Raw genomic sequence first — 26,058 nt, 5'->3', positions numbered from 1 at the left:
ATGCCGGATTGGGGATGGCTACAGACGCTGATCAGCGAATACCAGCGTCTGCACGAACAATGGGGCGCGGCGCTGGACGTCTGCGCCATTCTGCTGGTTGCCGCGCTGGCGGATCTGCTCACCCGCTGGCTGTCGAGTTGCCTGCGTCGTCGCGTCGAAAAAAGTCCCAATATCTGGGACGACGCGATCTACTACAGCGTCAAGGGCCCGGTTCAGGGGCTGATCTGGGTGATCGGCGTATCGGCGGCGATCAGCGTATCGCGCCCCGAAGAGGCGTCGGGCTGGCTCGAATACGTGCCGGAAGTACGCGGCGTGATCCTGGTGCTTCTATTCACCTGGTTCGTGTTCCGCATGATCCGCTCGGTGGGCTCGAACGCGCTCGCCCGCGCGGCCGGCCGCGAGAATGCGATCGACGTCACCACCGCGGACGCCATCGGCAAGCTGCTGCGTATCGCGGCACTCATCACCGCCGGCCTGCTCATCATGCAGGTGTTCGGCGTGTCGCCCTCGGCGCTGCTGGCCTTTTCGGGCATCGGCGGTATTGCGGTCGGCTTTGCTGCCCGCGACGTGCTGGCCAATATCTTCGGCGGGCTCACCATCTATCTGAACCGGCCGTTTTCGGTCGGTGACTGGATCCGTTCGCCCGATCGCGATATCGAAGGCGTGGTCGAAGCCATCGGCTGGCGGGCGACCACGCTGCGCCGCTTCGACATGCGGCCTCTGTACGTGCCCAACGCCGTGTTTTCCAATGTCTCGCTCGAGAACCCTTCGCGCATGAGCCATCGGCGCATCATGGAAACCGTCGCGGTGCGCTACGACGACGCGGCGGCGATTCCGGATATCGTCACCGCGGTGCGCAAGATGCTGGACGAGGATGAGGCGATCGACAGCGATCAGGTCATTCTCACCTATCTCGATAGCCTCGGCGATTGCGCGCTCAACCTGCTCGTCTACTGCTATACGCATACCACCGACTGGGCCGAGTATCTCGCGGTCAAGCAGAGTGTGCTGCAGCGCGTTCAGGACATCGTGCGCGATCACGGCGCGGCGATTGCCTACCCGACCACGACCATGCACGTGCCGGAAGCCGTACACTTTGCCCGCGCCGAAGACGACGAAGACAGCGGCGAGGAAGAAGAAATCGATTCCGAGAAGGTACAATCCGAGCGCGATCGAGCGATCACGCGTGAAAAGACGCGTGGCCATACCTCCACCCAGGGCCCGGATAGCCCGACCGAAGAAGGCGAAGCATGAGCGGTTTTGATTCCGAACGTTACGACGAGGCCCGCGCTGTACGCGCGAACGCCGACTGTTTGATCGACGCGGCCGAGCTCGACGCCTGCTACGACCGCATGGCCGAGCAGATCACCGCACAGCTGGCCGACAAGGCGCCGATCATGATGTGCGTGATGTTCGGCGGCATGCACCCGACCGCAGAAATCACCAAGCGGCTGGACTTCGCCTTCGAGCTGGATTATCTGCACGCCACGCGTTATCGCGGCGAGACCAGCGGCGGTGAACTGGTGTGGAAGGTCAGCCCCGGCCTACGTCTGGACGGCCGCCATGTCTGCATCATTGACGACATCCTTGATGAAGGGCATACGCTGGAAGCCATCATCAACGCCATCGAAGCCCAGGGCGCGGCCTCGGTGACCACGGCCATGCTGCTACGCAAGAACCACGACCGCTGCACGCCCGGCGTGCATGCCGATATCGTGGGCGCCGAGATCGAGGACCGCTACGTCTTCGGTGCCGGCATGGACTACAAGGGCTATTTCCGCCAGCTACCCGCCGTCTATGCCGTCGAGGGCGACACCCATCCCAAGCACGGCGGCTGAAGCCGTCGATCGCGCCTGGCGAGGTGTGCGCCGGGCGGCCTGCTGGTATCGAACGAGTCGTATATGAGCGAAACCGACACCGCGCCCATCGGCATCATCGGCGGCACCGCGCTGGCTGATCTGGCCGCACTGGAGGCCGCGGAAACACACACCGATATCGACACGCCCTGGGGGGCACCCTCCGGCCCGCTGGTACGCGGCCATCTCGCGGGCCGTTCGGTATGTTTCGTCATGCGCCACGGCCCGGGCCATAAGCTCGCCCCGCACCGCATCAACTATCGCGCCAATATTCAGGCGCTCGCCGATGCCGGCTGCAAGCAGGTGATCGCCATCGCCGCGGTCGGCGGCATCACCGACGCCATGCGGGCCGGGCGCATCGTCATTCCCGATCAGATCATCGACTACAGCTGGGGCAGGGCGCACAGCTTCTACGACGCCCCCGAAGGCGGGCTGCTCGACCATATCGACTTCACCGAGCCCTACGACGCCACACTGTCGAAAGCGCTGGTAAGCGCCGCCACCGAACTCAATCTCGACCCGGCTGCGGGCGGCGTACACGGCGTCACCCAGGGCCCGCGTCTCGAAACCGCGGCCGAAATCGACCGCATGGCCCGCGACGGCTGCGACATCGTCGGCATGACCGGCATGCCCGAAGCCGCGCTCGCCCGCGAAGCCGGCCTCGACTATGCCTGCTGCGCGGTCGTGGTCAATAAGGCCGCCGGTCGCAGCGGTGGCACCGCCATTCATGCCGAAATCGAAGCCACGCTGGCCCAGGGGATGGCGGATATCGAACGGCTGCTGGTTGCGGTCCTGCCCAAGCTGAAGTGACAGTAGATCTGCACCTTGCAGCCTCGTGCGACAGGGTACTGTTGAGACATGGCGGGCATGCATCTGTGCGATCAGCGTAGGCCAAGTGGGCTGATTGCGCCCACGAAAGTGGCATTATAGTATCACTCAATGCGCACGGAACTCGTTACAACGTTAAAGCGGAAGGCCACCGAGTTGCTCGCCGAACTGGCACGTAATCGGGAGCCAATATTGATTACGCAGCACGGACTACCGTCGGCGTATCTCGTGGATGTCGAAAGCTACGAGAAACTCAGATCGCGTATGGCCCTTCTCGAGGGGATTGCGAGAGGCGAGCGTGCCGTCGAAGAGGGCCGCGTGCTTTCCAACGCTCAGGCCGAAGCGCGAATGCAGCGATGGCTGAAATAGTCTGGACCGAGCCTGCGCTATCCGACCTCGATGCCATCGCCGACTACATCGCGCTCGATAATCCGAACGCGGCTCGGGCGCTCGTGCAGCGGGTTTTTCAGCACATGGCACAACTCGAGCAACACCCTGAAAGCGGCTCGATACCCCAGGAACTCGAGGGGTCGCGCTATAGACAGATCGTCGAGCCTCCATGTCGCATCATCTATCGCTATGAAAATGAGCAGGTTTTCATACTACATGTGATGCGTAGCGAGCAGTGTCTGCGTCGTAGCAAATTGCGCCGAATTTGAGTACTCCTCCTGGGTAGGTATTCGATAGTTGGTCCGCAGGTTTGGCGATTTCCACGTTGGGTTCGGCGTTCGATCTATTGCGGCCGCGAATTAATGCTCCTGTTTGTTAAAAGCAGCAGCAGAAATGCTGCGGTCGCGGTCAAGGTGGCCAGCGCAAAGGCAGTCGCGTTGCCGCTGTCCAGTGAAAGCATGACCAGACCGGCGACGGGGCCGGTGAGACCGAAGGCCAGGTCCTGAAACGCGCTGAACAAGGCGATGACCATGCCCTTGCTTCCACCCGGTACGCGGGCGAGTGCTTCGACGCCGAGCGCAGGAAAGCCGAGTGCGACACCGGCGCCGGTGAGTGTTGCGCCGGCGATAGCGACAGCCGATGTCGGGGCGCACCAGATAAGCGCTTGGCCGACTGTGGCGGTCGCAATAGAGGCAAATGCGACGGGGAGGCCGCCTAACCGGTCGGGCAAATGACCGAAGGCGATACGAACCGCAATCACTGCGATGCCAAAACCGGCAAAGCCGAAGCCCGCGTTGTGCCAGCCCAGGGCTTCGAAATACAGGGAATAGAATGCGGCGATGGCGCCGTAGCCCGCCATGAGGAACATCAGTGCGATACCGAACGGCCAGATTCGGCGCAGGACCGGGGCGCTCTGCTCGGCGTCGATACCTGGAATAGTGCTGCCAGCCAAAGGTATGGTGCAAGCCAGTGCGATACAGGGTAATGCGACAGAGAGGGCGCCCAGCGCCAGAAATCCTTGCGTTGGGGTTGCGAACTGCTGGTACACGAATAGACCGGCGGGCGCTCCGGCCGCCAGCGCGGCATACATCGCAATACCGTTCCAGGACATAACCTTGCCCGCATGGGCAGGCCCAACCCTTGCGATGCCCCAAGTAATTGCGCCGGTGAGGATGAGGCTTTCGCCCAGGCCGAGCGTAATCCGTCCAATAAAAAGTACGCAGAGGCCGAGCGGCGAGGCGGTCGAGACTAGATACAGGGCTCCCGCCGCGATACAGACGAGTAGCCCGATGAGCGTCGCAGCACGGGCGCCCTTGGCGTCGGCGAAGCGCCCGGCATAGGGACGCGTGAGCACGGTCGCGATCGACTGTATTCCCACCAACAGGCCCACCATGAGCGCGCTGCTACCGAATGCCGCGCGGGCATAGAGCGGCAGAACCGGCAGCGGAAGGCTGACCGTCATAAAACCCAGAAAGATGACGAGGTTCAGTGGTAGCAGACGCGCGATGATTGAGCGTCTGTGGCTAACATTTTCCTGCGTTTCGCAAGTCGGTCTGGTCATGGGCGCTGGCTTCTCGCATGGTTCTGGTTGACCCGAGCACGCCGTGAGAGGCCGGTAGCAAGAGGATGCGGCCTGCTGATCGCCACGAACGCAACATGACGCCCCGACTGGGGTTGCGGTCGTGGTTTCATCTCAATGCTCCTGGGGGGGTGTTACTCAAAACGCAACTGCTGTGCTGCGGAAACCGTAGACGCTTGCCGGAAATTTTAGAAACGAATTATTCTGGTTTCTGTAATCGGGATAGGCGATAAGCGTGTTCGAAAGCGACCTGTTAAATAACTTTCTGAATATCATCGATCACGGCGGTTTCACGGCGGCTGCGACATCGACGCACTCGACTCAGTCGACCGTGAGCGCGAAGCTGTCGCGCCTGGAGGCTCAGGCAGGCCACCGATTGATGACGCGCAACCGCCGCGGCGTGATCTCTCTCACTCGGCAAGGTCGGGAAATCGAGGCACTCGCGCGCGAAACCCTGCGAATGCACGCACTCACGCGGCGCCGCCTGGAGGCACAACCTTTATCGGGCAGCGTCAAGCTGGGCATGTCGGACGATATCGCAAGCGCCGGCAACTACCCGCGGCTGCTGGCCGAGTTTCGCCGCGAGCAGCCGGGTGTTCAGCTGGAAGTAGTCGTTGGCGCGGGGCCGGAGCTACGGCGTGTTCTTGAGCGCGGCGAGATCGACCACCTCTTGTGCAAGATCGAAGATGAGCCGCCCGCGGGCGCGGTTGAGCTCTGGCGTGAGGCGCTATGCTGGGTGGCAAGCGCCGCCTGGCACGAACGCCCGTCGGACGGGGTGGAACTGGTTACGTTCGCACCCCCGTGTGGTTATCGCAGCCGGGCGATTCGTGCTCTTGAACAGCAAAACCTGCGCTGGCGTAGCGTATACGTCACACCCTCCTTGAACGGCGTACGCGCAGCCGTGGAGGCCGGGCTCGGTATCAGCCTGTTGCCGAGATCGCTGATCACCGATGCGATGACCTGTTTGCCGCCGGGCCAGCTGCCGCCCGCCGGCCGCATGGCCTTCTTCGCGCTGTCGCGTCCGGATATCGCAGACCGCACGAACCAAGTCTTCAAGCAGATGCTCGAAACGCTGCTGCCGCCGGCCGTGGAATAGGCAGGCCCGAGTACGAATGAGGCGCGACGGGTCGCAGGCGCTAGAAGGATTCCCGCCCGCGCAGGTCGTCAAACCGCATCATGACGCGGTTTCGGAACGCCGGTCGCTGGGTCAGGCGCGCATACCAGTCGGCGGTTCGGGCGGGCAGTGCCACATCGAGACCCATGTGCAGGTAGCGATATAAGCTCGTACCCGCCGGGATGTCTGCAAGCGAAAACTGATCACCGCCCAGATAATGCCGATACGCAAGCTGGTCGTCGATAAGCCGGTAGTGTCGTTCGCAACAGCGGCGCGCCCGTTCGATTTGGCCCGGGTCGCGTTTGTGTTCAGGCATACGGTAGAAGCCCCAGAACAGGCGCATGAAGTCAGGCTGTAGCGTGGTATGTGCCCAATCCATCCAGCGGTCGTTCAGCGATCTCGCGGCGGGGTCGCGTGGCCAGAACGTCGGAGCGCCGTAGCAGGCCGCCAGATAGCGCAGGATGGCATGGGATTCCCAGATTGGCGTGCCATCGTCGACCAGGACCGGCACCTTCCCGTGAGGGTTGAGCACGAGAAAGGCCGGATCGTCGAGCCCGCCGTGCGCACCCCCGGCGGGGTGGTGGGCGAATTCCAGGCCGAGTTCGTCGAGGAGCCACAACACTTTTTGCACGTTGAAGGCGGTGGCGCGACCGTGAAGCTCCATGCCTATTTCGTGGCTGAACTACGGAGTCACTCTAGCAGCGTCGCGTGCTCGACCAAACGGGTCGGCGTAGACGGGCAACTTATACTTCGATCGCGATCCCTTGGCTGCCTGGGCTAGCTTTTTTCGACGGCCGCCTCGGCTTTATCCGCCGCGGGCGCGCCGAGTTGTTCCAGCAGAGTCTGGATATGTTCGACTCGGGTTTCGACGTCCGGCATGTCGCGGAAGAACACCAGGCGTGCGTCGCCTTCCAGGCGGTAGCGTTTGGCGTCTGATTGCACGAGTGCGATCAGGCGGGCGGGGTCGATGCGGCTGTTGCGGGCGAAGTTGAGTCGGCCGACGTCGGGGCCGGCTTCAATCTTGGCGATGGCCAGGGGGCTGGCCATGAGCTTGAGCGCGGTGGCGGCGAACAGCGTTTCGGTGGCTTCGGGCAGCAAGCCGAAGCGATCGATCAGTTCGACCTTGAGCGCGCGCAGGGCGGCTTCATCCTTGGCCGAGCTGATCCGTTTGTAGAGCACCAGCCGGATATGCACGTCCGGGATATATTCCTCGGGCAGAAGCGCAGGCGCGCCCAGCTCGACTTCGGTGGCCGACATCAGCTCGTCGGCATCGGCCTCGGGCACTTCGCCGCGCTTGAACGCACCCACGGCGCGGTCGAGCATCTGCCGGTATAAATCGAAACCGATTTCCTGAATCTGGCCCGACTGGCCTTCGCCGAGCAGCTCGCCCGCGCCGCGTATTTCCAGATCGTGGGTGGCCAGTGCGAAGCCGGCGCCCAGATCGCCGAGCGAGGCCAGCGCGTCGAGGCGTTTTTCGGCGTCCGGCGTCATCGATTCGCGCGGCGGGGTGAGCAGATAGGCGTAGGCGCGATGGTGCGACCGGCCCACGCGCCCGCGCAGCTGGTGCAGCTGGGCGAGGCCGAAGGTATCGGCCCGGTCGATGATGATGGTGTTCGCGCTGGGCACGTCGATGCCGGATTCCACAATCGTGGTGCACAGAAGGATATCGAAGCGCCGATGATAGAAATCGAGCATCGCCGCTTCGAGTTCGCGCTCGTGCATCTGGCCGTGGGCCACCCGAATACGGGCTTCCGGCAGGATGGCGGCCAGATCACGTGCGACGCGCTCGATGTCCTTGACCTTGTTGTGCAGGTAGTAGACCTGGCCGCCGCGGCGCATTTCGCGGCGTACGGCTTCCTGAATGAGCGCGGTGTCCTGGCGCGATACGAAGGTCTGAATGGCCAGGCGCGATTCCGGCGGCGTGGCGATAATGGACAGATCGCGCAGGCCGGACAGGCTCATGTTGAGCGTGCGCGGAATCGGCGTGGCGGTCAGCGTGAGCAGATCGACCTGGGCACGCAGGCTCTTGATGCGTTCCTTGTGACGCACGCCGAAGCGGTGTTCTTCGTCGACGATGAGCACGCCGAGCTTCTTGAAGCGAATATCCTTCTGCAGCAGCCGATGGGTGCCGATAACGATATCCAGCTTGCCGCTTTGCATGTCCTCGAGCAGTTCGTCGCGCTGCTTGCCGGTGCGCAGCCGCGACAGGGCCGCGACCTTCACCGGCCAGTCGGCAAAGCGGTCGGCGAAATTCTGGTAGTGCTGCTGGGCGAGCAGGGTGGTCGGCACCAGCACACAGACCTGGTAGCCGGCCGATATGGCGGCAAAGGCTGCACGCAGGGCGACCTCGGTCTTGCCAAAGCCTACGTCGCCACAGACCACGCGGTCCATGGGCGTGGCCTTGGCCAGATCGGCCAGCACTTCGTCGATGGCGCGCTGCTGATCCGGCGTTTCCTCGAAGGCGAAGCCGGCGGCGAAACGGGCGTAGTCGTCGGCGTCGGGCACCATCGCCACGCCTTCGCGAGCGGCGCGTCGGGCCTGGATTTCGAGCAGCTCGGCGGCCACGTCGCGGGCGCGTTTGGCCGCTTTCTTGCGGGCCTTGGCCCAGCGGTCGTTGCCCAGCCGGTGCAAGGGCGCGGTTTCGGCGTCCGCGCCGGTGAAGCGATGCACCAAGTGGAGCGAGGCGACCGGCACATAGAGCAGATCGCCGCCGGCGTATTCGATGGTGACGAACTCGTTTTCCACCCCGCCAGCGGAGAGCTTTTGCAGGCCTTTGTAGCGGCCCACGCCGTTATCTTGATGCACGACCGGCGCGCCGGGGGCCAGGTCGGTGAGCTCGCGAATCGCCGTTTCCGGGTCGCGGGTGACACGGCGGCGTTTCTTGGCCGGCGGGCGACTGCCGGTGAGCTGGCTTTCGGCAATGATGGCGATGCCATCGCCGGCCAGAACGGCGCCGGCTTCCAGCGGCGCGCTGGTCACGGCGATATGCTTGTTGTGGTCGATGAAGTCGGACCAGCCCTCGGCACGGGCCGGGGCCAGGCCCAGCGAGGTGAGCCAGTCGCGCATCGCTTCGCGGCGGCCGGCCGAGTCGCCCGTAATGAGAATCCGGCCCTCGAACTCGTCGAAGAAGCCGCGCAGCGCGCGCCCGGTGGCTGCGATATCGGCGCCGGACAGCGGCGGTACCGGCGCGACGTCGAATACCGCGTCGGCCGAGATCGCCTCGTCGACGATACGGGCGGCGGTAAGCCCGTCCAGCCCGGTTCGCAGACGCTCTGGCGTGACGAAGGCCTCTGCCGGGGCGAGCAGCGGACGCTCCGGGTCGACGCTGCGCTGTTCGTGGCGGGATTCGATCGAGCGCCAGGCAGTGGCCAGGGCCTCGTCGACATCGCCGAGTTCCACGATCGCCGTTTCGGCCGGCAGATAATCGAACAGAGCGGCGGTGTCGTCGAAGAACAGGCTCAGATACGACTCGATACCGCCCGGCGGAATGCCGCGCGAGACATCGCGATAGATCACGCTCGCGCCCGGGTCGCCCTCGAAGCGCTGGCGATAGCGCGAGCGAAACGCCTTGATGGCGTCGTCGTCGAGCGGAAACTCGCGCGCCGGGAGCAACCGGATCGACTCCAGCTTGTCGGTGGAGCGTTGGGAGTCGGCATCGAAGGCGCGGATGGTGTCGATTTCGTCGTCGAACAGATCCAGCCGATAGGGCGTGTTCGAGCCCATCGGATAGAGATCCATCACCGCGCCGCGAATGGCATACTCGCCGTGGGTGCGCACCTCGGAAACGGCCGCATAGCCGGCGGCTTCCAGGCGTTCGCGCAGGGCATGAAAATCGAGCGTATCGCCGAGTTCGAACACCATCGCCCGCGCGTCCACGAAGGTGGTCGGCGGCAAGGGCTGGACGAGCGTATCCGCGGCGATGATGAGAATGCCGCGCCCCATGCCCGGCAGGCTGTGCAGCAGGGCCAGCCGCTCGGAGATGATATCCGCATGCGGCGAAAACACGTCGTAGGGCAGGGTTTCCCAGTCCGGGAAATGGCGCACTGCGAGGTTTTCGTCGGAGAAGAAGCGCAGCTCCTCTTCCAGACGATAGGCACGGTGCTCGTCGGCCACTACGGCCACGGTCAGCCCATCGCGGGCCTGGGCGGCATGCGCCAGCGCGATCGACGTGGCACAGCCGTGCAGACCCTGCCAGGCATCGTGGGCACCGGCGCGCAGCGTCGGCGGCGCCAGGGCGCGGGTGTTTGCGTTGTTTTCGGTTACGACAGCCATGAGAAGCGGCGGATTATTGCATAGTCGAAGCGGGCCGCGGCCATGGCACGGCAAATGTCGAGACGGGCTGGATATCAGTCGCGAAAACGCCGAGTGATGTCTTCGAAGGCATCGATACGCCGGTCGCGCAGGAAGGGCCAGATACGGCGTACCGACTCGGTGCGATGCAGATCCAAGTCGGTAACCAGCAGTTCGCCGTCTTCGCCGGCTTCGGCCAGCGTTTCGCCCTGCGGGCCGAACACGAAGCTGTGTCCCCAGAAACGGATTTCGGTGTTGTTGTCGCCTTCGATGCCGACGCGGTTGGAGGTCACAACCGCCAGGCCGTTGGCGATGGCATGGCCGCGTTGAACGCCTTGCCAGGCATCGAGCTGGCGCTGCTGTTCGGCCGCGTCATCGGTGGCGTCGTCCCAGCCGATCGCCGAGGGATAGATCAACAGTTCGGCACCGGCCAGGGCCATGAGGCGGGCGGCTTCCGGATACCACTGATCCCAGCACACGAGTACGCCGAGCCGGCCGATGGCGGTATCGATCGGCGTGAAGCCGAGATCGCCCGGGGTGAAATAGTATTTTTCGTAGTATTCCGGATCGTCCGGGATATGCATCTTGCGATAGCGCCCGGCGAGCGTTCCGTCGGCATCCAGCACCACGGCGGTGTTGTGATACAGCCCGGCCGCACGGCGTTCGAACAGCGAGGCGACCACCACCACGCCGGCATCACGGGCGGCCGCGGCCAGGCGTTCCGTGGACGGACCGGGGATCGGTTCGGCCAGATCGAACAGCGCCGGGTCCTCGCGCTGGCAGAAGTAGGGCGTGTTGTGCAGCTCGGGCAGCAGCACGAGCTTTGCGCCGGCGGCGCCGGCCTGTTCGATATGCGTGACCGCGGTATCCAGATTGGTGGCCGGGTCGGGCGTGCAGGCGTATTGCGCCACGGCAACGCGCAGCGGGGCGGAATCGTTCATCGAGGCAACTCGGCAGGAATTTGCATGGCCGCACAATGGAGGCCGCCGTGCTGGCGAATCAAGGCACGGCTGTCGACGCGGCGAATATCGCGATCCGGGAACAGCCCGGCGATGATCTCGTGGGCGTCGTCGTCCGCCGGGTCGTCGAAGGCGGGGATGACCACGCAGCCGTTGGCAATGAGAAAGTTGGCATAGCCGGCCGGCAGGCGATGACCGTCTTCCGGATCGTGCACAGGGCTGGGCAGGGGCAGTTCGACCAGTCGATAGGGCCGGCCCCGGGCATCGCGCAGGGCGTCCAGTTCTTTGGCCATGGCGGCAAGCGCGTCATGATGCGCATCCTGTGGGTCGCGACAGCCCTGGTAGGCGATGGTGTCGGCGGCGACGAAACGGGCCAGGGTGTCGATATGGCCGTCGGTATCGTCGCCAATCAGATCGCCCTGGGTGAGCCAGTGGACGGTTTCTACGCCCAGTGCGTCGGCCAGCGCGGCGATCGCGCGCTCGCGGTCGAAATCCGCATTGCGCCGGCCTTGCAGCAGGCAGCGTTCGGTGGTGAGCACCGCGCCCGCGCCGTTGGATTCGATGCTGCCGCCTTCGAGCGTGATCTCGTGGCGCTCGATCGGGCAGTCGCCCAATACGCCGGTGGCATGCAGCGCGGCGGTGAAGGCATCGTCGCGGCTGGCTTCGAACTGGCCGCCCCAGCCGTCGAAACGAAAATCCAGAAAACGCCGTGCGCCGTCGTCGAATACCGTGATCGGGCCGGTATCCCGCGCCCAGATATCATCGTTGGCCACGTCGACCACGCTCAGCGGTGCAAGATCGGCGAGCAGCCGATGCGCAGCGATGCTGGCGCGACATTCGGCGTCGGCGGCGGCCAGAATCACGGGCTGGTAGTCGCAAAGCACGGCGGCGAACTCGGCGATGGCATCGCGGGCGGCGTCGAGGCCGTTTCCCCAGTCGCCGCCGCTGCGCGGCCATACGAGCACGGTGGCTTGCTGTGCCGCCCATTCGGCCGGCAGTACACGTTCTTTCATCAATCTGCCGGTTGCAGTTCGTCGCTGTGGGTGACGGGTTCGAAATGATCGGGCACGACCGCGTGCAGGACATGGTCGTATTCGAAGTACAGCCGGTAGCCCGGGTAGTCCCAGCGCGTGATCGGCGGGTCGCCGACCGGCTGGCTCTTGCTCTGTGGTTCGCCGTACTGCTGGCGCACGCGGGCCTTGGTCATGCCGCGCGGCGGGGTGCTCGGCCGCGGTGTGGCGGCGCCCTGGACGGTATTTTCGCCGGCCGGCATGTCGAGTACCGTACCGCGCGTTTGTGTCTGTGTGGTGCCGGCATCGCGGGCGTTGTCGTCAGCGTAGTCGTTGTCGGACTGCGCAAGTGCTGCGCCGCTGATCAAAACCAGACTCGAAAGCTGAACTAAAACAAGCAGAGACGTTCTCATGCGCATGACTCAAATCCCCGACGATGGTTTTCGGTCGCAGACCCCCTGCGCCGATCGTGACCATTATGCTTTAATGCGCGCCAATGTTTAGACCCCTCGAACTCTACGCCGGCCTGAAGTACACGCGGGCCAAGCGGCGCAACCATTTCATCTCCTTCATTTCGTCCATCTCGATGGGCGGGATCGCGCTTGCCGTGATGCTGCTGATTACCGTGTTGTCGGTGATGAACGGCTTCGAGGCTGAGCTGCGCGACCGTATCCTCGGCATGGCCTCACATGTCGAGATTTCGGGCAGTCGCGGCGGCCTGCAGGACTGGCAGGACGTGGAAAGTCAGGTCGACCAACGCCTGTCGGATGTGACCGGTTCGGCGCCCTATATCAGCGGCGAGGGCATGGTACGCAGCGGTCGCAATATGGCCGGCACCATGATTCGCGGTGTGCTGCCGGAGAAGGAACGCAATGTGTCCGACGTGGCCGACCACATGGTGGCCGGCAACTTCGATTCGCTTGAAAAGGGCAAGTACCGCATCGTCATCGGCGCGGAACTGGCCGCGATTCTGGGCGTGAACGTCGGCGACAAGGTGGATCTGATGATCCCCGAGGCCAATATCACCCCGGCCGGTATCGTGCCGCGTTTTCGTCGCTTTACCGTCGGCGGCGTATTCCAGGTGGGCATGTACGAGTATGACCGCGGCATGGTCATGATCCATATGGGCGATGCCGCCACCCTCTACAACATGCAGGATCGGGTGACCGGCGTACGGCTGCACCTGAACGACATGTTCGATGCGCCCAGCGTGAGCCGTCAGCTCGAGGTGATACTCGACCCCGGCAAGCGCGTGTCCGACTGGACCCGCCAGCACGCCAACTTCTTCCACGCCATTGCCACCGAAAAAACGGTGATGTTCATCATCCTGAGCCTGATTATCGCGGTGGCCGCCTTCAATATCGTCTCCATGCTGGTGATGGTGGTCACCGACAAGCAGGGCGATATCGCCATTCTGCGTACGCTGGGCATGTCGCCCAAGTCGGTGATGGCCATCTTCATGGTGCAGGGTTCGCTGATCGGCGTGATCGGTACCGTGGTGGGCGTGGTGCTGGGCGTGCTGCTGTCGATCAATATCGAACATATCGTGCCCATGCTGGAAAGCCTGCTGAACACCGATCTGCTGTCGGCCGACGTCTACTACATCAGCCAGCTCAAGGCCGAGCTGCATGAGAGCGATGTGGTACAGATCGCGCTGCTGTCGCTGGTGCTGTCGTTCCTGTCGACGCTGTATCCGGCGTGGCGTGCCGCTCGCGTGCAACCGGCCGAGGCCCTGCGTTATGAGTAACACCCCCGAAGCGGGCACTAGCGTGCTCGGCTGCAGCCATCTGTCGAAGACGTTCACGGAAGTGCGCGAGCCGGTCACGGTGCTCGACGACATCAACCTCGAGGTAGCGCCCGGCGCCAAGATTGCGGTCATCGGGGCCTCCGGCTCCGGCAAATCGACTTTGCTGCATCTGTTGGGCGGTCTGGATGTGCCCACTCGCGGTACGATTCATATCGCCGGGCGCGACATGACCACGCTGTCCAACGCCGCACGCGGCAAGCTGCGCAACGAAAAGCTGGGCTTCATCTACCAGTTTCATCATCTGCTGCCGGAATTCACCACGGTCGAGAACGTGGCCATGCCGCTGCTGATTCGGCGCGGGCCGCCGAAAAAAGCGCTGGATGAAGCCCGCGATCTGTTGCGCAAGGTGGGCCTGGGCGATCGCCTCGAACACAAGCCCACCGAGCTTTCCGGCGGCGAGCGTCAGCGCGCGGCCGTGGCGCGTGCGCTGGTCACGCGTCCGGCCTGTATTCTGGCCGATGAACCGACCGGCAATCTCGACCATCGCACCGCGTCGAGCGTGTTCGACATGATGCTCGAGCTGAATGCGTCGATGAATACCAGCCTGGTGATGGTGACCCACGACCGCGAACTCGCCCAACGTATGGATCAGGTCTGGAGCCTGGCCGACGGGCGACTCTCGCCGGCCCAGGCAAGTGCGTTTACCTGACCCGAATACCTCCGAGGCTGATTCAATACGCCCGGCGCGGTTGCGCGGTCCGGGATACACGCTAGGCTGATCCCGTGGCCTTAATCGGTGTCGCTACGCCGGGACAGGATGACGGGGCAGTCGAAGGGGGAAGTCGCACAGGACCCATACCGCGCAGCGGCACGGATCCTGGGTCGGGTGCTGCGGGCCGCGGATCGCGATCCGCGCTGGCTCGCGGTGTCGCTGATCGCGGCTGTCGCGACGATCTACCTGCTGCCGTCGCCTTTACCGCTGTGGCTGTTCGGCGCGCTGCTGCTGCCGTGTTTCCGGCGATGGCCCGGGCGCATACTGCTGTTCGTGGCCCTGGCGGGGGCGGCATGGACGAGCTACGGCATTCAACGCCAGCTGGACTCGCGCTGGCCGGTTTCACGAACGGGCGAGACCGTCGCCATGACCGGCCATGTGGTCGGCGTCGTGGCCCACGACCCTTATCGCGCCCGCTTCGAACTGGCTCGTGATACGCCGCCGTACCGGCTGCGCCTGTCCTGGTACGACCACGGCGACGATCTGTTGCCCGGCGATTGCCTGACCGGCGCCTTCAAGCTCGATACGCCCCACGGCTCTGCCAACCCCGGCACGTTCGACTACGAAGGCTGGCTCTGGCGCGAACGAATCGACGCCAGCGGCTACATACGCCAGGCCGAGCCCTGCGACACGCCGCCCCGCCTGACGGTTGATCGGCTGCGCGCGCTGGCCATGCGTCGTATCGAGCCGTTTCTGCGCGACTCGCCCATGCAGGGGATCGTCGCCGCGCTCACGCTCGGTATTCGCGACGCGATCAGCGACGAACAATGGTCGGTGCTACGCGCGACCGGCACCTCTCATCTGGTTGCGATTTCCGGCCTGCATATCGGTCTGGTCGCCGGGTGGCTTTTTGCACTAGCGCGCTGGCTGGCCTTGCGGTTCGCGCCGCGGTCGCCCGTGCCCTGGCTGGCGGGCGGCGTCGGGCTGGCCGGCGCGCTGTTCTATGCACTGTTGGCCGGCTTCGCATTACCGACCCAGCGTGCGCTGGTGATGGTCGCGGCGGGGCTGTTCGCGCTGGTGGCCATGCGGCATATCGCAGTGTCACGAATACTCGCACTGGCGGCGATCGTGGTTGTGCTCTGGGCTCCGGTGTCGGTGATTACGCCTGGCTTCTGGCTTTCGTTCGGCGCGGTCGCGTGGCTGATCTATCTGGGTCGTGTGGCCACACGGCGTCGCGTGCTCGGCTTCATCGTTCTGCAACTGGGGCTGGTGGCCGGACTGGCGCCGTTGAGCGCCTGGTTCTTCGGCCAGGCTTCGCTTATTGCGCCCCTGGTCAATGCGGTACTCATTCCCGCGGCAGTGGTGTTCGTGCCGATCCTGCTGCTTGCCACCATCGCCGCGCTGCTGCTGCCGGCCGTGGGTGGCCCGGCACTGGCGGCCATTGCGGCCGCGCTGAACTGGGCCTGGCCGGGGTTGGCCACACTTGCCAACTGGCCCTGGGCGAGTATCCACCCGGGCGTACACGGGATGATGGCGCTGGTGCTGGCACTCGTCGGCGTCGCGCTTGTGGCCATGCCGCGCGGTCTGCCCGGGCGCTGGCTGGCCCCGATATTTCTGCTGCCGGCGATCATCGGCCTGCGTCCGCCCGCGCATGAGATCGCCCCGGGCGGCCTGCGGCTGACGGTGCTGGACGTGGGGCAGGGGCTGGCCGTTGTGGTCCGGACCCGGCGCCATACGCTCGTCTACGACGCCGGGCCGGCTTATCGCACGGGGTTCGATGCCGGCGATGCGTTCGTGGTGCCCTATCTGCGCCATGTAGGGCGGACCACCGTCGATGAGCTGATGATCAGCCATAGCGATAACGACCATATGGGCGGCGCCGAGGCGATCACTCAGCAGCTCGACGTACGCCGGCGAAGTGGCGCCGACAGTGACCACCCCTGTCGCGCCGGCCAGCACTGGCAGTGGGACGGCGTGGGTTTCACGATGTTGTACCCGAGTGATCGCGACATGGAGCCCGGCATGCGCAACAACGCGCGCTCCTGCGTGCTGCGTATCGATGCGCCCGGCGGCCGGGTACTGCTGCCCGGCGATATCGAAGAGGCCAGCGAACTGGCGCTCGTGGCGCGTGATGCGCAAGCGCTTGCCGCCACGGTGCTGGTCGTGGCGCATCATGGCAGTGCCAGCTCCAGTTCCGCGCCGTTCGTGTCGGCGGTGGCGCCCGACATCGCGCTCGTCTCGGCGGGCTGGCACAACCGCTGGGGTTTTCCCGACGAGCAGGTGGTTGCACGTTTAAAGGCCGCCGGCGCCGCCGTGGTCAACACTGCCGAGTCGGGCGCGATCGAACTCACGATACGGCCGACGCCGGGGGCGCCCGAAGTCAGCCGCTGGCGGCAAGCGGCGCCGCGGGTATGGCATACGCCCTAGCAGCAGGCCCGCCTGCCAGCGCATGGGTGGCCCGCAACGATCCGGGCGCTTATCATGCCGTCTTGCCTGATATCGAAGGAACAAGGCATGGCAGAAATGCTTGCGGCCGGTGGTTGGCTGATGCTGCCGATCGCGATCTGCTCGGTGCTCGGCCTCGCCATCGTGATCGAGCGGACCTGGGCGCTGCGTACCCAGCGCGTTGCGCCGCCCCAGCTGCTCGACCAGCGCGCCCGGCTGGCGCGCGCGAGCGCGCTGTCGAACGCCGAGCGGCAGTCGCTGGAGGCGAACAGCCCCTTGGGGCATGTGTGGGCCGCGGTGGTCGGGACTCGTGATGAAAGCATCGATATTCGCCGTGAGCGTATCGAAGAGGCCGGCCGCCAGGTCGGCCACGACATGGCGCGCTATCTGAACACCCTGGGCACCATCGCCGCGATCACACCGCTGCTCGGCCTGCTCGGCACGGTCGCGGGCATGATCCAGATCTTTGCGACCATGACCGAAGCCGGCCTGGGCGACGCCCAGGCCTTGGCCGGTGGCATCGGGCAGGCGCTGGTGACCACGGCGGCCGGGCTGTGCGTGGCGATTCCCGCGCTCGTGGCCTATCGCTATTTCAATGGCCTGGTGGAGAAACGCGGGCTGTTGCTGGAGCAATGGGCGGTGCGCCTGATCGAAGACCAGCGCGATACGCCTTCGCCATGAAGTTCGTGCGCCGTACGACCGATCAGGAACCGTCGGTGAACCTCACGCCGTTGATCGACGTGGTCTTTCTGCTGCTGATCTTCTTCATGGTGTCGAGCCGCTTCGTCGACGAAAAGGATCTGCCCCTCGAGCTGCCGGCCGCGGCGAGCGCGCAGGCAATGGCCGCGACCGAAGCCGTGATCGTCGATATCGACGCCGATGGCGTATATCGCATCAACGGTCGGCAGACGCAGGCTGGCGAGCTGATCGCTTCGCTGCGCGCGCTGCATGCACAATATCCGCAACGACCGCTGCGGGTACGTGCAGACGGAGAGTCCAGCCACGCGGCCGTGGTTCGGGCCATGGATGCGGCCTCGCAGGCTGATTTCGAACGGGTCGAAATTGCGACCCGTGGTGACAAACGCTGACAATATCGCCCGGCGCCGATGGCGTCGGGTTTTTCACTTTCACGTAAAGGCCTTCATCTTGGCGCGACAGCAATTCGAAACAAACATGCCGATCGGCGAGATCTACCCGCGTCTTCTACGCTATACGTGGCGGCACAAGAAGTGGCTGGGGATCGCCGCCATCGGCATGGCTGGCTACGCGGGCGCGGATACGGCGTTGATCTACATCCTCAAGCCGCTGCTCGACGGCAGTATCGTCGACCGCGACCCGTGGATGATCCGCTGGATCCCGGCGTTCATGCTCGTACTGTTTTTGTTTCGCGGCGCCTTCGGCTTTTGTTCGAGCTACGGCATGTCCTGGGTGGCCAACCGCGTCATCTACAACGTGCGCAGCGATATCTTCGCGAAATTCCTGCGCCTGCCGTCGAGCTTCTTCGATGCCAACTCGACCGGCAAGACCACCGCGAAGCTGACCTATTACACCGGCCAGATTTCGGGTGCGGCCACCAGCGCGATCACGATCATGATCCAGGACACCCTGCGGATCGTGGGCTTCACGTTTCTGATGTTCTGGATCAACTGGTCCCTGGCCCTGATCACGCTGGTCATCGGCCCGCTCATCGCCATCATCATCAGCCATGTATCGAAGCGCTTCCGGCGCTACAGCATGCAGATCCAGCAATCGATGAGCGATATCACCCACGTCAGTGAAGAGGTGCTTACTGGCCAGCGTGTGGTCAAGGTCTTCGGTGGCGAAGACCGCGAAACCCTGAGTTTCGACCGCATCAACGAGCGCAACCGCCGTATGTCGATGCGCAAGGCCACGACAAGCGCAGCCAGCGTGCCGGTGATCCAGCTCATTGCCGCCTTTGCGGTGGCGTTCGTGGTCTCGGTGGCGGTACGGGATACCGGCGGCGGCATCATGTCGCCCGGCGATCTGGCCGCGTTCTTCGGCGCGATGATGGCCATGATGGGCCCCATCAAGCGGCTGACCAGCGTCAACGCCACCATTCAGGCGGGTATGGCCGCCGCGGGTGCGATTTTCGAGCTCATCGATGAGCCGGGTGAGCCGGACCAAGGCACGCTGACCATCGAGCGCGCGAATGGTCATATCGAAGTGTCCAATCTGTGGTTTCGCTATCCGCGCACCGAAACCGACGTGCTGCGGGATATCAGCTTCGAGGTCAAGCCGGGGCAGACGGTCGCCTTCGTCGGCCGCTCCGGCAGTGGCAAGTCCACGTTGCTGTCGCTGCTGCCGCGCTTCTATGAATACGGCCAGGGCCATATCAAGCTGGACGGCCATGACCTCACCGAATATCGCCTGCGCGACCTGCGCCAGCAGATCAGCCTGGTCGATCAGAACGTGATCCTGTTCAACGATACCGTGGCCGGCAACATCGCCTACGGTGCGCTGGGCAACGCCGACCGCGAGGCCGTAATGGACGCCGCGCGCCGTGCCTATGCGGACGAGTTCATTCAGTCGCTACCCAACGGCTACGACACCCTCGTGGGTCAGAACGGCATCATGCTCTCGGGCGGTCAGCGCCAGCGTATCGCCATCGCGCGTGCACTGCTCAAGGATTCGCCGATCCTCATTCTGGATGAAGCCACGTCGGCGCTGGATACGGAATCCGAAAAGGCCATCCAGAAGGGCCTCGACGTGCTCATGCGGGGTCGTACGACGCTGGTTATCGCCCATCGCCTGTCGACCATTCAGGATGCCGACCTGATCGTGGTCATGCACGATGGCGCGCTGGTGGAAAAGGGCACGCACAGCGAGCTGATGCAGATCGGCGGGCATTATCGCGGGCTGCACGATATCCAGTTCGCACGCCCCGATTGAAACCGTGGGCGTGGCGCGACACACCATGGCGTACCCGACGAGCCGGGATTAGCGCAGGCTGATGCGCGCGGCGCTGGAACGCAGCTGGTATGAACAAGGGCGAGGCTGGCTGGCGCTGCGCCCACTGGCCACGCTGTTCGGCGGCGTGGTGGCGGCACGGCGTCTGTTCTATCGCCGCGGCTGGCTGCACAGCGAAGCCGTTGGCGTACCTGTACTCGTGGTTGGCAATATCACCGTGGGCGGTAGCGGCAAGACACCGCTCACGCTGGCGCTGATCGAAAAGCTGCAGCAACGCGGCCTGCGGGTCGGCGTCGTCTCGCGCGGTTACGGCGGTCAAGCCGACACCTATCCGCTCGACGTCGGGCCCGACAGCGACGTGGCGGCCGTGGGCGATGAACCGTTGATGATGGCACTGCAATCGGGTGCCCGGGTAGTGGTCGACCCGCGCCGCCCGCGTGGCGCCCAGCGGCTCGAACAACAGGGCGTGGAGATCATCATCGCCGACGATGGCCTGCAGCATTACGCACTGCGGCGCGACGCCGAAATTGCCGTGACCGATGCCCGCCGCGGCCTGGGCAACGGCGCCTTGCTGCCGGCCGGGCCGCTGCGCGAACCGCCGTCGCGGCTGGACACGGTGGATCTATCGCTCGTGCATGGCTCCAACGCCGATTTCTGGCTCGTGCCCGGTGCGGCCCTGTCGCTCGACGGGCAGGGCAGACGCCGCGAGCTGTCCCAGTTTGTCGGCACGCCGGTTCATGCCATCGCCGGTATCGGTGATCCGAGGCGTTTTTTCCACATGCTGCGCGGACTCGGGCTGGACGTTATCGAACACCCGATGCCGGACCACCATCGTTATCGGGCACAGGATCTCGATTTCGGAGATGACAGGCCGCTGCTCATGACCGGCAAGGACGCTGTAAAGTGTCGCCGCTTTGCCAATACCGCGCGCTGCTGGCAGGTGCCGGTACGCGTGGCCTTCAGTTCGGATTGCGAAGCCCGTATCGACGCCTTGATTGACCGCCTGCTGGCCGCGCGGCAGGTTCGATGAGCCGCGACTAGATAAACAGGGAGCACCATGGATTTCGTCGTTATTATTCCGGCACGGCTGGCGAGCACGCGCCTGCCGAACAAGGTGCTGCACGCAATCGCCGGCGAGCCGATGCTGGCGCATGTCTGCCGCGCGGCGCGGGCAAGCGCGGCGGCAGAAGTGATCGTGGCCACCGACAGCGAGGCGGTGGCCGACGCTGCGCGGGTGGCGGGCGTGACAGCCTGCATGACCCGTGCGGACCACAGCTGTGGTACCGACCGCATCGCCGAGGTGGCGATCCAGCGCGGTTGGGGCGACGAGACGATCGTGGTCAACGTGCAGGCCGACGAGCCGCTCATGCCCCCCGAGCTGATCGACCAGGTCGCCGCCGCGCTTGAAGCCGATACCGAGGCGGCCATTGCGACCGCCTGTACCCCGATTCGCGACGCCGAAGCCTTTCATAACCCCAATATCGTCAAGGTGGTGGCGACACCTGCGGGGCGTGCGGTGTATTTCAGCCGGGCGCCGATCCCGTTTCATCGCGACAGCGGCAATACCGAGTTTGAAGCTGGCGCATTTCGTCATCTCGGCATCTATGCCTATCGTACGGGTGCGCTGAAACGCTTTTCGGCCGCAGCGCCGGGCGCCCTCGAGCGTATCGAGTCCCTGGAGCAGCTGCGCGCCTATGAATTGAACCTGCCGATCGCGCTGGTACAGGCAAAGGCCGTGCCTGGGCCGGGAGTCGATACGCCTGGAGACATCGCGCTGGTAGAGGCGCTGATGGCGGCCGGGACTTCTTCGGAGAGAGATGATGACTGAAGCGACTGTTCGCGTGATGTTTGTTTGCCTGGGCAATATCTGTCGCTCGCCGACGGCGCATGGCGTATTTCGGCACATGGTGGCCGAGGCCGGGTTAGACGATCGTATCGAGATTGCCTCCTCCGGGACCGGCGACTGGCATATCGGCAAACCACCGGATCAGCGCGCGGCCAGTGCAGCGCTGAAACGTCAGATCGATATCGACGATCTACGTGCCCAGCAGGTCACCGCCGACGATCTGCGCGCTTTCGACTACGTGCTGGCCATGGATGCCGACAACCTCGCATCGCTGCAGACGCTGTATCAGGCCACCGCCGACGCCCGCGCCGAGCCGTCGTTGTTCATGCGCTATAGCACCGCCTACCGGGATCAGAGCGTGCCGGATCCGTATTTCGGCGGCGAGCAAGGGTTCGAACGGGTGCTGGATATGATCGAGGACGCCTCCAGCGGGTTGCTTGCGGACATACGCCAGCGCTGGCCTGATCTGGACTAATCGTGCCCCATCGAGACGGCTGACCGAGTCAGCTGTTTGGGTGCCGGCTTAATAACCCTCTGCAAGGCCGGCGGGGCGAACGGCCCCTGGCTGTGTTCATTCGGGCTCTGGCTGAAGGGTGCCCGTCTTGTGCCCTGCATCGACCGACGCACATAAAAAAAGCCCGACCCCTTAACGGGACCGGGCTTTTACAGCTCGACGTCAGTCGATCAGGACGCCGACGACTTATCGGCCGGCTTGTCCTCGTCCTCGGCCGCGTCCTTCGTCTCCGACGTATCGGCCCGAGTCTCGACCTGATTGAGCGTCTGCGATTCCGACTCGGTCTCGTCACTCTCAGCAACGACCTCGTCGACGCTGGCGCGAGGCTGGGCGGCAGGGATGTCGCCTGACCCGGCCGGGTCTGTCTGTTCGGCCACCTCGGAGGCCTCGGCCGATTCGAACAGGTCTTCGGTCGGCGTTTGGCTCGCCGCGGTGGCCGTATCGTCGATATCGGCCTGACGTTTCGGCTTGCCGGTTTGCGTTTCGACCTGCTTGAGTTTGCTGCCTGCGTTTTCGTTGTCGTCGGTTTTGGCCTCCGCCGAGGTACCCGCTTCGGGTTCGGCGGCCGCATCGGCTTCGCTCTCGCTCGGCGCGGCTTTCTTGGCCGGCTTGCGACTGCGTTTGCGCTTGGGTTTCGGCGCAGGCTTTTCCTCGTCGCCTGCGTCTTGCGCCGATTTTTCAGCCTCGGCCACCGGTTCTGCCGGGTTGCCCGTGGCCTCGTCGGTGCCTTCAGCTTTCGGCTCTGCCGCGACGGCCGGCTCGGGTGAGGCGACCGGCGTTTCGGCCGCCTTGGGCGTGTCGGCCGTGGCCGGCTGTTCTGCCGTGCTGGAGGTGTCGGCGCCCGTGTCGCCCTTGGCGTCGGTCGTCGATGCTTCGTCCGCACGGTCGCTGGCGGCCTGTTCGCGGATCTCCACAGAGCTGAGGCCGGATTCAGCCTGGGCAGGCTTGTGCTGCGACGCTGCCTTGGCATTGTCGCTGGCCGTCACCGCGGACCAGGGCAGATCGTCTTCGGGTGTCGGCGCCTTCAGCGGCTTCGAAGCCTCGGCCTGTTTTTCCGTGCTCGGTTCGGCAGCCGGCGCATGTTCGCGCTCGGCCTCCTTGGCCGTGTCGGGCTCGGGGGGCGCCGCTTGCTTTGTCGGCTGGCCGGCCGTTGTGGCGTCGCCGGTATCCGGCTGGTCGGCGTTCAGCGATGCATCGTCCGCCGGTTCCGGTACGGCGGCCTTGTTGTCGTCTTTGGCCGCCACCGCCTGTGTGTCGTTTGAGTCGGCGTTTGCCGGCGCGGCGGTATCATCGGACTCGGACTGGGCGTCGTCGGGCGTGCCGGACTCGTTCTGGCCGTCGTTGCCCGTCTTGTTGCGATTGCGCCCGCCGCGGCGACCACGACCGCCGCGCCGCCGCCGACGACGGCCGCCGGTGCTCTCGTTATTGGCGTCCCTGTTTGTGTTGTCTTCGGTGTTGGCGCCGTTATCGTCCGCCGCCTCACCGGCGTGTGCCGACTTCGTCGAGTCTTCAGCGCTCGTGTCGTGCGACGCCTGCGAGTCGGACGGCTTGTTGTCGTCTTTCTTGTCGTCGTTGTTCGTCGCCTTGTTCTGGCCCGCCGACGACTTGTCCTTCCGGGATGCGTCGTCCTTCTTCGTGCCGTCGTTGCGAGCGTTCGAGCTTTCCGGCGATGCGTCGGGCTTTTTATCCTTCGGCTTGTTGCTGTCGCTGTCGTTACGCTTGTTGGCGCCGTCTTCGTTCTTGCGCGCGTTGTTGTTCTTGGACGCGGAATTGTCCTTGTCGCCGCTGTCGTTATCGCTGCGATTGTTACGCCGATTGCGGCCACCGCGACGCGAGCGCTTGTTGCCGCCGCCTTGATTGTCCTTGCCGTTGTCGCTGTCTTTATCGTTTTCGCTCTGGCCCTGGTTCTGGCTTTGGCCCTGGCTTTGGCGGCCATCGTTCGAGCGGTTGCCACGACGCGGCTTGGTCTTGCGCGCACCTTCGCTGCTGTCGCTCGTATCGCTACGCGTGTTCGCGGCGTTGCCTGTCTGTGCCTGGCCAGCACTGGCCGAGGCGGTGGCTGCTGCCGTCGTTGCCGGGCTGGCATCGCCGGCGAATATACGCCGCAGGGCATCCCATAGCTGCTGCCAGGGCGTCATCGTGGCGGTTGGCGCGGCCGCGGGGGCCTGGGCCGGCTCGCTCTTGCGTTCGATGACCGGCGCATCGGGCCGGGCCACGCGCTTGACCGCCGGCTCTTCGCGCGCGGTTGCGGCGGCGCCGTGGTTCGGTTCCACCGGCTTTTCGATCTCGACGTGGGTATCGAGGCGGTAGCTGGTGGCGTCGTTGGCGTCTTCCGAAAGCTGATCGCCGCGTACGCGCTTGATTTCGTAGTGCGGGGTTTCCAGCGTGTGGTTCGGTACCAGCGTGACCTGGGTACCGGAGCGTTTTTCCACGCCCGCGATATCGTCGCGTTTTTCGTTGAGCAGGAAGCTGGCCACGGCGATCGGCAGCTGCACGATCACCCGTCCGGTGGACGGCTTCATGGCTTCTTCCTCGAGCAGGCGCAGAATCGACAGCGACAGCGATTCCACGCTGCGGATCGAACCACGGCCCAGGCAGCGCGGGCAGGCCTGCGAGGAGTATTCCGACAGCGACGGCTTGAGGCGCTGGCGCGACATTTCGAGCAGGCCGAAGCGCGAGATGCGCCCGATCTGAACTCGTGCGCGGTCGGCCTTGGCCGCCTGCTTGAGGCGGTTTTCCACCTCGCGCTGGTTCTTGTTGCTCTCCATGTCGATGAAGTCGATCACCACCAGGCCGCCCAGATCGCGGATACGCAGCTGGCGGGCCACTTCCTCGGCGGCTTCGAGGTTGGTGTTGAAGGCCGTTTCCTCGATACCGCCGCCCTTGGTCGCACGAGCGGAGTTGATATCGACCGAGGTCATGGCTTCGGTGTGGTCGATTACGATCGAGCCGCCCGAGGGCAGGGTGACTTCACGCTCGAAGGCGCTTTCGATCTGGGATTCGACCTGGAAACGCGAGAACAGCGGCGTTTCGTCGGTGTATTGCTTGAGCTTGTTAAGCGCATGCGGCATGACCTGCTGCATGAACTCGCGGCCGGTTTCGTAGATATCGGCCTGGTCGATGAGCACTTCGCCGATATCGTCGCGCAGATAATCGCGCAGCGCGCGGATGATGACGTTGGACTCCTGGTAGACCAGGAACGGGGCCTTGCGCGCTTCGGCGGCGTCGTTGATCGCTTTCCAGACCTGGGCCAGATAGTCCAGATCCCATTGCAGCTCCTCGGCGCATCGGCCCACGCCGGCGGTACGCACGATCACGCCCATGCCATTGGGGACCTGGACCTCGTTGAGCGCTTCACGCAGCTCGTTGCGGTCTTCGCCCTCGATCCGACGCGACACGCCGCCGGCACGGGGGTTGTTCGGCATGAGCACCAGATAGCGCCCGGCAAGGCTCACGAAGGTGGTCAGAGCGGCGCCCTTGTTGCCGCGCTCCTCCTTTTCCACCTGAACGATGATCTCCTGACCTTCGGACAGGGCATGCTTGATGCTGTCCTTGCCGTTACCGCCGTTCTGGTTCTTGTTGAAATAGTCCTTGGCGACTTCCTTGAGCGGCAGAAAACCGTGGCGATTGCCGCCGTAATCGATGAAGGCGGCTTCGAGGCTCGGCTCGACCCGCGTCACGCGGCCTTTATAGACGTTGGCCTTGCGCTGTTCGCGGCTGCCGACTTCGATATCTAGATCATGGAGTTTCTGGCCATCGACGATCGCCACGCGCAGCTCTTCGGGCTGCGTGGCGTTGATCAAAATGCGTTTCATTCGAATGGGTCTCGACTGGCGCTCG

At 64.6% G+C, this 26,058-nt stretch carries 22 protein-coding genes; 15 read left to right on the top strand and 7 right to left on the bottom strand.

The window, feature by feature from the left end:
- The 5 genes from CMN27_RS07420 (at position 1) to CMN27_RS07400 (ending at position 3,343) form a co-directional block, all read left to right on the top strand.
- On the top strand, positions 1-1,254 hold the full coding sequence (locus CMN27_RS07420) for a mechanosensitive ion channel family protein (protein WP_293625220.1): 1,254 nt from the start codon (positions 1-3) through the stop codon (positions 1,252-1,254).
- Positions 1,251-1,838 (top strand): hypoxanthine-guanine phosphoribosyltransferase, encoded by a 588-nt coding sequence (locus CMN27_RS07415; RefSeq protein WP_293625218.1) that lies wholly within the window; start codon positions 1,251-1,253, stop codon positions 1,836-1,838. The genes CMN27_RS07420 and CMN27_RS07415 overlap by 4 nt, the downstream gene beginning before the upstream one ends.
- A 63-nt stretch (positions 1,839-1,901) precedes the next feature.
- The gene (locus CMN27_RS07410; protein WP_293625216.1) at positions 1,902-2,666 is read left to right on the top strand and encodes an S-methyl-5'-thioinosine phosphorylase; all 765 of its coding nucleotides are present in this window, start codon (positions 1,902-1,904) and stop codon (positions 2,664-2,666) included.
- Positions 2,667-2,795: 129 nt separating this feature from the next.
- A complete protein-coding gene (locus tag CMN27_RS07405; RefSeq protein ID WP_293625214.1) occupies positions 2,796-3,053 on the top strand; it encodes a type II toxin-antitoxin system prevent-host-death family antitoxin in 258 nt (85 codons plus the stop codon).
- A complete protein-coding gene (locus tag CMN27_RS07400; protein ID WP_293625212.1) occupies positions 3,041-3,343 on the top strand; it encodes a type II toxin-antitoxin system RelE/ParE family toxin in 303 nt (100 codons plus the stop codon). Before CMN27_RS07405 ends, CMN27_RS07400 begins: the two co-directional genes overlap by 13 nt.
- A gap of 74 nt (positions 3,344-3,417) precedes the next feature.
- Here the strand turns inward: CMN27_RS07400 and CMN27_RS07395 are convergent, their stop codons facing one another.
- Positions 3,418-4,635, bottom strand: coding sequence for an arabinose transporter (locus CMN27_RS07395; protein ID WP_293625210.1), 1,218 nt, complete (start codon positions 4,633-4,635; stop codon positions 3,418-3,420).
- 253 nt (positions 4,636-4,888) lie between these two features.
- Between CMN27_RS07395 and CMN27_RS07390 the strand changes: the two genes are divergently transcribed.
- Positions 4,889-5,749 (top strand): LysR substrate-binding domain-containing protein, encoded by an 861-nt coding sequence (locus CMN27_RS07390; RefSeq protein WP_293625208.1) that lies wholly within the window; start codon positions 4,889-4,891, stop codon positions 5,747-5,749.
- Between the two features lie 40 nt (positions 5,750-5,789).
- Here CMN27_RS07390 and CMN27_RS07385 read toward each other — a convergent pair whose 3' ends face one another.
- The 5 genes from CMN27_RS07385 to CMN27_RS07365 all read right to left on the bottom strand — a co-directional run bounded on the left by CMN27_RS07385 (position 5,790) and on the right by CMN27_RS07365 (position 12,439).
- Complete coding sequence (locus tag CMN27_RS07385) at positions 5,790-6,431, bottom strand: glutathione S-transferase family protein (RefSeq protein WP_293625206.1); 642 nt, start codon at positions 6,429-6,431, stop codon at positions 5,790-5,792.
- 113 nt (positions 6,432-6,544) lie between these two features.
- Positions 6,545-10,039 carry a transcription-repair coupling factor gene (mfd, locus tag CMN27_RS07380; protein ID WP_293625204.1) on the bottom strand — a complete coding sequence of 1,165 codons (3,495 nt, stop codon included), beginning with the start codon at positions 10,037-10,039 and terminating at the stop codon, positions 6,545-6,547.
- A gap of 74 nt (positions 10,040-10,113) precedes the next feature.
- Positions 10,114-10,998, bottom strand: a complete 885-nt coding sequence (locus tag CMN27_RS07375; protein ID WP_293625202.1) for a carbon-nitrogen hydrolase — start codon at positions 10,996-10,998, stop codon at positions 10,114-10,116.
- The gene (locus CMN27_RS07370; RefSeq protein WP_293625200.1) at positions 10,995-12,029 is read right to left on the bottom strand and encodes an agmatine/peptidylarginine deiminase; all 1,035 of its coding nucleotides are present in this window, start codon (positions 12,027-12,029) and stop codon (positions 10,995-10,997) included. The genes CMN27_RS07375 and CMN27_RS07370 overlap by 4 nt, the downstream gene beginning before the upstream one ends.
- Positions 12,029-12,439: a hypothetical protein gene (locus tag CMN27_RS07365; protein ID WP_293625198.1), complete on the bottom strand. Its 411-nt coding sequence runs from the start codon at positions 12,437-12,439 to the stop codon at positions 12,029-12,031. Before CMN27_RS07365 ends, CMN27_RS07370 begins: the two co-directional genes overlap by 1 nt.
- Positions 12,440-12,522: 83 nt before the next feature.
- Between CMN27_RS07365 and CMN27_RS07360 the strand changes: the two genes are divergently transcribed.
- From CMN27_RS07360 to CMN27_RS07320, 9 genes are all read left to right on the top strand, one after another.
- Positions 12,523-13,773, top strand: coding sequence for a lipoprotein-releasing ABC transporter permease subunit (locus CMN27_RS07360; RefSeq protein ID WP_293625196.1), 1,251 nt, complete (start codon positions 12,523-12,525; stop codon positions 13,771-13,773).
- On the top strand, positions 13,766-14,482 hold the full coding sequence (lolD, locus tag CMN27_RS07355; protein ID WP_293625194.1) for a lipoprotein-releasing ABC transporter ATP-binding protein LolD: 717 nt from the start codon (positions 13,766-13,768) through the stop codon (positions 14,480-14,482). Before CMN27_RS07360 ends, lolD begins: the two co-directional genes overlap by 8 nt.
- 108 nt (positions 14,483-14,590) lie before the next feature.
- A complete protein-coding gene (locus CMN27_RS07350; protein WP_293625192.1) occupies positions 14,591-16,912 on the top strand; it encodes a DNA internalization-related competence protein ComEC/Rec2 in 2,322 nt (773 codons plus the stop codon).
- A gap of 87 nt (positions 16,913-16,999) precedes the next feature.
- Positions 17,000-17,611 (top strand): MotA/TolQ/ExbB proton channel family protein, encoded by a 612-nt coding sequence (locus CMN27_RS07345; protein ID WP_293625190.1) that lies wholly within the window; start codon positions 17,000-17,002, stop codon positions 17,609-17,611.
- Positions 17,608-18,018: a biopolymer transporter ExbD gene (locus CMN27_RS07340; RefSeq protein WP_293625188.1), complete on the top strand. Its 411-nt coding sequence runs from the start codon at positions 17,608-17,610 to the stop codon at positions 18,016-18,018. The genes CMN27_RS07345 and CMN27_RS07340 overlap by 4 nt, the downstream gene beginning before the upstream one ends.
- An 85-nt stretch (positions 18,019-18,103) precedes the next feature.
- Positions 18,104-19,840, top strand: coding sequence for a lipid A export permease/ATP-binding protein MsbA (gene msbA / locus CMN27_RS07335; RefSeq protein WP_293625187.1), 1,737 nt, complete (start codon positions 18,104-18,106; stop codon positions 19,838-19,840).
- Between the two features lie 61 nt (positions 19,841-19,901).
- A complete protein-coding gene (lpxK, locus tag CMN27_RS07330) occupies positions 19,902-20,888 on the top strand; it encodes a tetraacyldisaccharide 4'-kinase (protein ID WP_293625186.1) in 987 nt (328 codons plus the stop codon).
- Between the two features lie 27 nt (positions 20,889-20,915).
- Complete coding sequence (kdsB, locus tag CMN27_RS07325) at positions 20,916-21,686, top strand: 3-deoxy-manno-octulosonate cytidylyltransferase (protein ID WP_293625185.1); 771 nt, start codon at positions 20,916-20,918, stop codon at positions 21,684-21,686.
- Entirely contained in the window at positions 21,679-22,179 is a 501-nt protein-coding gene (locus CMN27_RS07320; RefSeq protein ID WP_293625184.1) for a low molecular weight protein-tyrosine-phosphatase, read from the top strand. The genes kdsB and CMN27_RS07320 overlap by 8 nt, the downstream gene beginning before the upstream one ends.
- Before the next feature lie 209 nt (positions 22,180-22,388).
- Here the strand turns inward: CMN27_RS07320 and CMN27_RS07315 are convergent, their stop codons facing one another.
- On the bottom strand, positions 22,389-26,033 hold the full coding sequence (locus CMN27_RS07315; protein ID WP_293625182.1) for an Rne/Rng family ribonuclease: 3,645 nt from the start codon (positions 26,031-26,033) through the stop codon (positions 22,389-22,391).
- Positions 26,034-26,058 lie beyond the last annotated feature (25 nt).

Source organism: Salinisphaera sp. (genome assembly GCF_002729955.1).
Classification (GTDB): Bacteria; Pseudomonadota; Gammaproteobacteria; order Nevskiales; family Salinisphaeraceae; genus Salinisphaera.
The sequence above is the reverse complement of the archived record's forward strand: the minus strand, read 5'-3'. Positions and strand labels throughout refer to the sequence as shown.

Excerpts from the sequence above, each read along its gene's own strand:
- kdsB (WP_293625185.1), top strand. The coding sequence starts at position 20,916 with ATGGATTTCGTCGTTATTATTCCGGCACGGCTGGCGAGCACGCGCCTG.
- CMN27_RS07405 (WP_293625214.1), top strand. The coding sequence starts at position 2,796 with ATGCGCACGGAACTCGTTACAACGTTAAAGCGGAAGGCCACCGAGTTG.
- CMN27_RS07340 (WP_293625188.1), top strand. The coding sequence starts at position 17,608 with ATGAAGTTCGTGCGCCGTACGACCGATCAGGAACCGTCGGTGAACCTC.
- lpxK (WP_293625186.1), top strand. The coding sequence starts at position 19,902 with ATGCGCGCGGCGCTGGAACGCAGCTGGTATGAACAAGGGCGAGGCTGG.
- CMN27_RS07350 (WP_293625192.1), top strand. The coding sequence starts at position 14,591 with ATGACGGGGCAGTCGAAGGGGGAAGTCGCACAGGACCCATACCGCGCA.
- CMN27_RS07420 (WP_293625220.1), top strand. The coding sequence starts at position 1 with ATGCCGGATTGGGGATGGCTACAGACGCTGATCAGCGAATACCAGCGT.
- CMN27_RS07395 (WP_293625210.1), bottom strand. The coding sequence starts at position 4,635 with ATGACCAGACCGACTTGCGAAACGCAGGAAAATGTTAGCCACAGACGC.
- CMN27_RS07400 (WP_293625212.1), top strand. The coding sequence starts at position 3,041 with ATGGCTGAAATAGTCTGGACCGAGCCTGCGCTATCCGACCTCGATGCC.
- CMN27_RS07410 (WP_293625216.1), top strand. The coding sequence starts at position 1,902 with ATGAGCGAAACCGACACCGCGCCCATCGGCATCATCGGCGGCACCGCG.
- CMN27_RS07315 (WP_293625182.1), bottom strand. The coding sequence starts at position 26,033 with ATGAAACGCATTTTGATCAACGCCACGCAGCCCGAAGAGCTGCGCGTG.
- CMN27_RS07345 (WP_293625190.1), top strand. The coding sequence starts at position 17,000 with ATGGCAGAAATGCTTGCGGCCGGTGGTTGGCTGATGCTGCCGATCGCG.
- mfd (WP_293625204.1), bottom strand. The coding sequence starts at position 10,039 with ATGGCTGTCGTAACCGAAAACAACGCAAACACCCGCGCCCTGGCGCCG.
- CMN27_RS07415 (WP_293625218.1), top strand. The coding sequence starts at position 1,251 with ATGAGCGGTTTTGATTCCGAACGTTACGACGAGGCCCGCGCTGTACGC.
- CMN27_RS07385 (WP_293625206.1), bottom strand. The coding sequence starts at position 6,431 with ATGGAGCTTCACGGTCGCGCCACCGCCTTCAACGTGCAAAAAGTGTTG.
- CMN27_RS07375 (WP_293625202.1), bottom strand. The coding sequence starts at position 10,998 with ATGAACGATTCCGCCCCGCTGCGCGTTGCCGTGGCGCAATACGCCTGC.
- CMN27_RS07370 (WP_293625200.1), bottom strand. The coding sequence starts at position 12,029 with ATGAAAGAACGTGTACTGCCGGCCGAATGGGCGGCACAGCAAGCCACC.
- CMN27_RS07360 (WP_293625196.1), top strand. The coding sequence starts at position 12,523 with ATGTTTAGACCCCTCGAACTCTACGCCGGCCTGAAGTACACGCGGGCC.
- CMN27_RS07320 (WP_293625184.1), top strand. The coding sequence starts at position 21,679 with ATGACTGAAGCGACTGTTCGCGTGATGTTTGTTTGCCTGGGCAATATC.
- lolD (WP_293625194.1), top strand. The coding sequence starts at position 13,766 with ATGAGTAACACCCCCGAAGCGGGCACTAGCGTGCTCGGCTGCAGCCAT.
- CMN27_RS07365 (WP_293625198.1), bottom strand. The coding sequence starts at position 12,439 with ATGAGAACGTCTCTGCTTGTTTTAGTTCAGCTTTCGAGTCTGGTTTTG.
- msbA (WP_293625187.1), top strand. The coding sequence starts at position 18,104 with ATGCCGATCGGCGAGATCTACCCGCGTCTTCTACGCTATACGTGGCGG.